General features: G+C 68.5%; 7 protein-coding genes. 1 reads left to right on the top strand and 6 read right to left on the bottom strand.

The window, feature by feature from the left end; all coding sequences use genetic code 11:
* Nucleotides 1-148 precede the first annotated feature (148 nt).
* Complete coding sequence (locus VFU06_03410; protein HEU5208436.1) at nucleotides 149-1,348, top strand: SDR family NAD(P)-dependent oxidoreductase; 1,200 nt, start codon at nucleotides 149-151, stop codon at nucleotides 1,346-1,348.
* A 101-nt stretch (nucleotides 1,349-1,449) separates the two neighbouring features.
* On the opposite strand, the gene VFU06_03405 is transcribed toward VFU06_03410, so the two are convergent.
* The 6 genes from VFU06_03405 to VFU06_03380 all read right to left on the bottom strand — a co-directional run.
* Nucleotides 1,450-2,358 (bottom strand): universal stress protein, encoded by a 909-nt coding sequence (locus VFU06_03405; protein HEU5208435.1) that lies wholly within the window; start codon nucleotides 2,356-2,358, stop codon nucleotides 1,450-1,452.
* 26 nt (nucleotides 2,359-2,384) lie between these two features.
* Entirely contained in the window at nucleotides 2,385-3,416 is a 1,032-nt protein-coding gene (locus VFU06_03400; GenBank protein HEU5208434.1) for an ATP-dependent 6-phosphofructokinase, read from the bottom strand.
* Nucleotides 3,417-3,513: 97 nt separating this feature from the next.
* Nucleotides 3,514-4,353, bottom strand: coding sequence for an ABC transporter permease (locus VFU06_03395; GenBank protein HEU5208433.1), 840 nt, complete (start codon nucleotides 4,351-4,353; stop codon nucleotides 3,514-3,516).
* Nucleotides 4,350-5,342: an ATP-binding cassette domain-containing protein gene (locus VFU06_03390; GenBank protein HEU5208432.1), complete on the bottom strand. Its 993-nt coding sequence runs from the start codon at nucleotides 5,340-5,342 to the stop codon at nucleotides 4,350-4,352. Before VFU06_03390 ends, VFU06_03395 begins: the two co-directional genes overlap by 4 nt.
* A 163-nt stretch (nucleotides 5,343-5,505) precedes the next feature.
* The gene (locus tag VFU06_03385; protein ID HEU5208431.1) at nucleotides 5,506-5,883 is read right to left on the bottom strand and encodes a MotA/TolQ/ExbB proton channel family protein; all 378 of its coding nucleotides are present in this window, start codon (nucleotides 5,881-5,883) and stop codon (nucleotides 5,506-5,508) included.
* Nucleotides 5,880-6,589: hypothetical protein (locus VFU06_03380; GenBank protein ID HEU5208430.1), on the bottom strand; the 710-nt coding region annotated here is incomplete at its 5' end. The genes VFU06_03380 and VFU06_03385, both read right to left, overlap by 4 nt.

Here is a 6,589-nt window from a genome sequence, read left to right as displayed (position 1 = left end):
TGCGCGGGTCCGGCTCCTGGCCGACGCCGTGCGCGCACTCGCAGCCGAGTAGCGGATCCACATCGACGGAGCGGCGCGTCCGCTCCGTCGCAGGAAGGAGAGGGCCGGTGCCATTCGCACCGGCCTTTTTCGTGCTAGATTGGCGCCCATGGCGTGGATCATCCTCTTATTCGCGGGCGTGCTCGAGATCGGCTGGGCGGTCGGCCTGAAGTACACGCAGGGCTTCAGCCGGCTCTGGCCAACGCTCGCCACTGCTGCAGCGCTGGTCGGCAGCATGGGCCTGCTCGGACTCGCGCTGCGCACACTGCCGCTGGGCACCGCCTACGCTGTCTGGACCGGGATCGGGACGGTCGGTACTGCGGTCCTCGGCATGATCCTGTTCCGGGAGCCTGCGACCGTGGCGCGGCTCGTGTGCATTGCACTGATCCTCACTGGAATCCTCGGGCTGCGGTTCGTGAGTGCCGAGCAGCCCGCTGCAAGTCGGGCGAGCCAGGACGAGGAACGGACGGATGCGATGCACCATGGCAGTGGAGACGGTCCGGTCATCCTGGTAACGGGCTCGACGGACGGTCTCGGCCGGGAGGTCGCTCGTCGCCTGGCCGCGCAGGGGGCACACGTCATCGTGCACGGCCGGAACCGGGAGCGTGGCGAGTCCCTCGTGCGCGAGATAGCGGAGAGCGGGACCGGCAGCGCAGCGTTCTTCGCGGCGGACTTCGCCTCGCTCGACGAGGCCCGGCGCTTTGCGCAGATCATTCGCGCCGAGTACGACCGCATCGACGTGCTCGTCAACAACGCGGGCATCTGGCTGACGCAGGGGGAGCGGCAGACCAGCGCGGACGGCCACGAGATGCACTTCGCCGTGAACTACCTGGCCGGGTACCTCCTGACCCACCTGCTGCTCGACCGGATCGTCGAGAGCGCACCCTCACGGATCGTCAACCTCGCGTCCGGCGCGCAGCGTCCGCTCGATTTCGACGACCCGATGCTGACCCGCGAGTACAGCGGCTTTGCGGCCTACGCGCAGAGCAAGCTCGCGCAGGTCATGTTCACGATCGACCTCGCCCGCCAGCTCGAGGCGAGCAACGTCACGGTGGTTGCGCTGCATCCGGCCACGCTGATGGATACACCGATGGTGCGGGAAGCCGGGGTTCGTCCGCGCAGCACCGTCGCTGAGGGTGCGGACGCAGTGATGCGCCTGATCACCGCCCCGGACGTGCGCAGCGGTCAGTACTACGAGGGCATGGAGTCCGCGCGAGCGCACGGCCAGGCATACGACGAGGGCGCACGCGCACGATTGCGCGAGCTGAGCGTGTCCTTGACGGGCGAACCGCGGCGCGCAAACCGCTGAGGCAGCTGCGACAGTCGCGAGCTCACCTGCGCGTCCGGGCGGAGGGGTGCGCGGCGATGGTGCAGAGCCGCCGGTGCCATTCTCACCGCCGGGCCGGCACTTCAGCGCCGGAGCCGTTCTTCGCGCGCGCGGCGCTCCTGCCAGTAGCGGGGCGGCACGAGAAGCACGGGGCAGCCTGCCCGTCGCGCCACCATGGATGAAACACTGCCGATCAGCGCGCGGGCCAGCGCGCCGTGGCCGTGCGTCCCGAGCACGACCAGGTCGGCACCGTGGTCCTGCGCACGCTGCAGGATGATCGTGGACGGATCGCCCTCCGCCACTTCTTCCTCCAACTCCAGCGAAGGTGCACAGCCGGTCCGCTCGCACGCGGCCTGCACCTGCCGGTGCAGCTCGCGCGCGCTGAACGTGTGGGGCGGCTCCCCTTCCCCCTCGTCGGGGACGCGCGGAACGACGAGCAGCAGTTGCACGCTGGTCCGGCTCGCGCTGCCGCGCGGCTGGCGCAACGCAGCGCTCCAGATCAGGCCGACATCCAGCGCGCCTTCGGCGGCATCGGACAGGTCGGTGGGGATCAACACGCAGCGCAGCGGCAGCGAGATCGGTTCATGCACGATCAGGCAGGGCACCTCGCTCGTCCGCACGAGCCGGTCTGCAGTCGTCCCCAGGACCTGCGGCCGCGCCTCCTGCTCGCGGTGCGGGCCGATGACGACCAGGTCAGCACCGACTTCATCCGCGAGATCCAGGATCACGCGATGCGCGCGGCCGAGTTCCACCCGCACGCTCGTCGCATGCGCGCTCGCCGGCAATGCGCTCTTCAGCTGCTCGCGCAGTGCCCGGTCCGCCCGCTCCACGCGCTCGGCTGCCACCTCGAACAAGCCGTCCGGCTCGACCACGTGAACCACGTGCAGCTCTGCCTCCGCGAGCGCTGCGAGCGCCGCCGCGCTGCGCAGCACAGGCGAAGCGCCGGAGGAAAGGTCGCTGGCAACCAGAATGCTCGTGATCCGGAAGGGCATTTCGTCTCTCCTGGTCGTGACCGCTGCTAGATGCCGAAGCTGATGCCGAGGTTCCGCGCGGTGGCGAGGGCGTGCTCGTCCGGCGTCACGCGCGCCGTCCGGTTGGCGACTTCCGAGAGCGGAATCGAGCGGAAACCGGGCGGATTGAATGCAACCATTACACCGCTCTCCCCACGGCTGAGTGCGCTCACTGCCGCGGAGCCGAAGCGCAGGCCGAGAACCCGGTCGAATACCGTCGGGGCACCGCCGCGGATCACGTGGCCCAGCGCAACCGAACGCGCTTCCTTGCCCGTGCGATGCGACAGCTCCGCCGCCAGCTGCTCGGCAATGCCGCTGTAACGTCCGGTGCGCTCCGACTTGACCGTCTCTCCGCCTCGTGCGCGGGCGCCTTCCGAACAGACCAGGATGTGGTAGCGGTTGCCCTCCGTCTCGCGGCGCCGGATATGCTCGGCGAACACTTCGATATCGTACGGGAACTCCGGGATCGCGATCATGTTCGCGCCGCCGCCAATGCCCGAGTACAGGGCAATCCACCCCGTGTCGCGCCCCATCACCTCGACCGTGAACAGCCGCTGGTGCGCCTCCGCCGTCGTGTGCAGCTTGTCGATCGCGTCCGTCGCGTTCGCCACCGCCGTGTCGAACCCGAACGTGGTCCACGTCCCGACCACGTCCCTGTCGATGGTCTTCGGCACGCCGATGACCCGCAGTCCCGTCCGCGCGACTTCGTCGGCGATCTGCATCGTGCCGTCACCGCCCACCATGATGAGCGCGTCGATGCCATGACGCTCCAGCGCACTCACCACGTCCTCGACCGTGCGGCCGCTCTTGAATGGATCGCCGCCGCTTGCTGCACCGAGCATCGTTCCGCCGAGTCGCTCGATGCCCGTCGTGTTGCGCGGATCGAGCAGCTCGACCGTGCCCTCCTCCAGCAGCGCGCGAAAGCCCTCCCGGAGCCCGAACATCTGGTGGCCCTTCTCGTACGCGGCCATGGTCGCCGCACGGATCACCGCATTGAGGCCCGGCGCATCGCCGCCGGACGTGCTGATAGCGATGCGCATCTGTTTCTGAAAACCGGAATACAGTCTTGGCATGCGCGGAGAATGGTGGTGCGGACGGACGCGCGCCAGATCACCTCGCGCCCCGGCCCCCGCTGCTTCAGCGCTCGCGCCGGTACAACCGCATGGCGATGGGGGCGCAGAGCACCGTCACGATCGCGGGCGTGAGCAGGCTCAGGCCGATCTCCGGCGCCGTGACCGCTCCGTCCAGCAATCCGCGCGTAGCCGTCACGATATGCGTGACCGGGTTGAAGGCAACGAACGTCTGCAGCCAGCCCGGCATCGTGGCGGGGTCGACGTAGATATTGGACGCGAACGTGAGCGGCATGATCACCAGCCAGCTCAACGTGAGCACCGTGGATGGTGACTTCACCCAGAGCGCCACTGCAGTGAAGATCCAGCCGATGCCGAATGCGAAGACATTGAGCAGCAGGATCGATGCGACGACGCCCGGCAGGCCCGTTGCCGGACGGTAGCCGAGCAGCAACCCGATCAGCACCACGATGACGGACGATATCGTGTACCGGATCGTGTCACCCGCCATGGCCCCCACGACCGGCGCCGGTTGCCAGATCGGCATCGACTTGAACCGGTCGTACACACCGCGCGAGATGTCCGTGTTCAGCGTGAAGCCGGTGTAGACCGTCGTGAATGTCACTGTCTGCACGAGAATGCCGGGCAGCAGGAACTGCAGGTATGCCGCGGGCGAGCCCGCGAGCGCACCGCCGAACATGAACGTGAACAGCACCGTGAACATGATCGGTGTCACGAGCACGTCGAATACCTGCTCGGGCATGTGCTTCGCCTTCAACAGCGCGCGCCACGCGAAGGTGAGCGTATCCGTCACCGGTCCCGCCGGCTCCGGCGCATGCCGCTGCGACAGCGCTGCGTGCAGCACCGGGTCCACCTGTCTCTGTGCATTCGGGACGACTGTGCTCATGCTGCGGCCACTCCGGATCCCGGATCTGCATCTGTTGCGACGGGCTCCGCGGCGTGTCCCGTCAGCGCGAAGAATACCTCGTCCAGGCTCGGCTGCCCGAGCGAGAACTGGCCGACGGCAATCCCTGCCTCCGCCAGCGACGCGAGTGCGGCCGCAGCGCGCGAGCCGTCCTCGAGCTGCACGCTGAGCGCACGCGGATCACCGTCCCGGTGCACCCCCTCGCCGAACCAGCCCGTCAGCAGCGACCACGCGACCTCGCGCTGCGCGGCATCAGCGACCCGCACATGCAGCACGCTCCCGCCGACCGACGCCTTCAGCTCCGCGCTCGTGCCCTCCGCGATCACACGCCCGTGATCGATCACCGCAATGCGATCCGCCAGCTGGTCGGCCTCCTCGAGATACTGCGTCGTCAGGAGCACCGTCGTGCCACCCGCAACCAGCATCCGGATGATCTCCCACACCTGCCCGCGACTGCGCGGATCCAGGCCGGTCGTCGGCTCATCGAGGAACAGCAGGTCCGGCGTGCGCAGCATGCTCGCGGCAATATCCAGCCGACGACGCATCCCGCCCGAGTACGTCTTGATCTCGCGGTTCGCAGCCTCCTCGATGTCGAACGCCGCGAGGAGCTCGCTCGCTCGCGCTGAGGCAGCAGCGCGCGAAAAGCCGAGCAACCGCCCCAGGATTCGCAGGTTCTCGCCACCCGTGAGGTCCTCGTCCACGGATGCGAACTGGCCGGTGAGACTGATGCGACGGCGGACCGACTCCGCCTCCCGCACGACGTCGTGGCCGAGCACGTGGGCGCGGCCGGCATCCGGCCGCAGCAGTGTCGCGAGCAGCCGCACCATCGTGGTCTTGCCGGCACCATTCGGTCCGAGCAGCCCGTAGATGCTGCCGCGCGCCACCGTCAGATCGATGCCGTCCACTGCACGGGTAGCACCGAATGTCTTTACGAGGCCGCTCGCCTCGATCGCGTGCTCTGGACGTGTCATGGGTATTCGCAGGTAGACGTGGGCAATCCACCATACGACGAACGACGGGGGCGTTCAATGACGCGACAGCTGTCACCGCGTGAGATGGGGCCGCCGGCTCCAGGCGAAAAAAAGGGCTCGCGCGTCCACGCGAGCCCTGTCCGACATGGTAGTTCCTGTCCCGCTACGTCGCCCGCAGCCGCCTCGCCGACCACGCGCTCAGCGCAAACCACGCGAGCGCTGCAAACAGAAAGATGAGCAGCCCGAAGATCAGCGTGATCAGCGTCACGCCAATGCCGCCCCAGATCAGGTTCGCCGGGACATCTGGTACCCGCGCTGCCGCTTGCGCGGTGATCGTGAGACCCACGGCGCTGCCCAGCAGGCCGAGCAGCACGGCCATCCCGCCCCAGAACAGCACCGACTGCATGCCGCGGCGGACTTCCTCCGCCGCCGGGTCCTGCTGCGCGCGCAGTGCCGTGCGCATTGCGGTCGAGGCGATGCCAAGCGCGACGATCAGCATCGGCCACATCATCACGCCGCCATCGCGAAACGCTTCGATCATGCCGACCTCCCGGTCTCGAGGGGGATCACGTTTGCACCGCCCGCCCGGATCGGCTCCTCCGGCCCGAGCAGTGCCTCGACTTCCGCGGAAAGCCGCGCCGCCTCACGGCCCAGCAGAAGGAACCAGGCAAACAGTGCAGCAAGGGCCAGGAGCAGCCCAAGCACCAGAACCGAACCCTCACGAACGAGGGGTCCGGTGAGATCTGCAACGTGGGAGGACGAGGACAGTGTGCCGGCCGCGAGTGATGCGAAGGTCGCATGGAGGCCGTATGCCGCACCCAGCAGCCCCAGCGCACATGCAACCACACCGCACACGAGCAGCGCTTCGAGAAGGCCGGACGGCACCTCCTGGCCGCGCATGGTCCGGATCACGCCAAGCGCGATCCCCGCAGCGATGCCGATTCCGACCAGGGATGTGAGCCACGCGATCGGCCCGGCGGCGCTGCGGACCGCGAACAGCGCGGCCGCGGCGAGGATCGGCACGACACCGAGGCCGAGCATCAGCAGCTCGATGCCGCTGGACAGCCGCGCGGCCATCGACTCGGACCACCCGCGCCAGGAACGCCGATGCAGCCGCGACAGCCGCCGAATCACGTGCGTCGTGCCCAGCACCGACTGCTCCGCACGCCGCTGCGCGTCCGCTTCATCCATTCCCCTCTCACGGTGGTGCGCGTACACCGCATCGAGATCTCCGGCCAGCTCCCGCA

The sequence above is a fragment of the Longimicrobiales bacterium genome (assembly GCA_035764935.1).
Lineage (GTDB): Bacteria > Gemmatimonadota > Gemmatimonadetes > Longimicrobiales > RSA9 > DASTYK01.
Note: the sequence above shows the minus strand (reverse complement) of the source record. Positions and strands in the feature narration are given on the sequence as shown.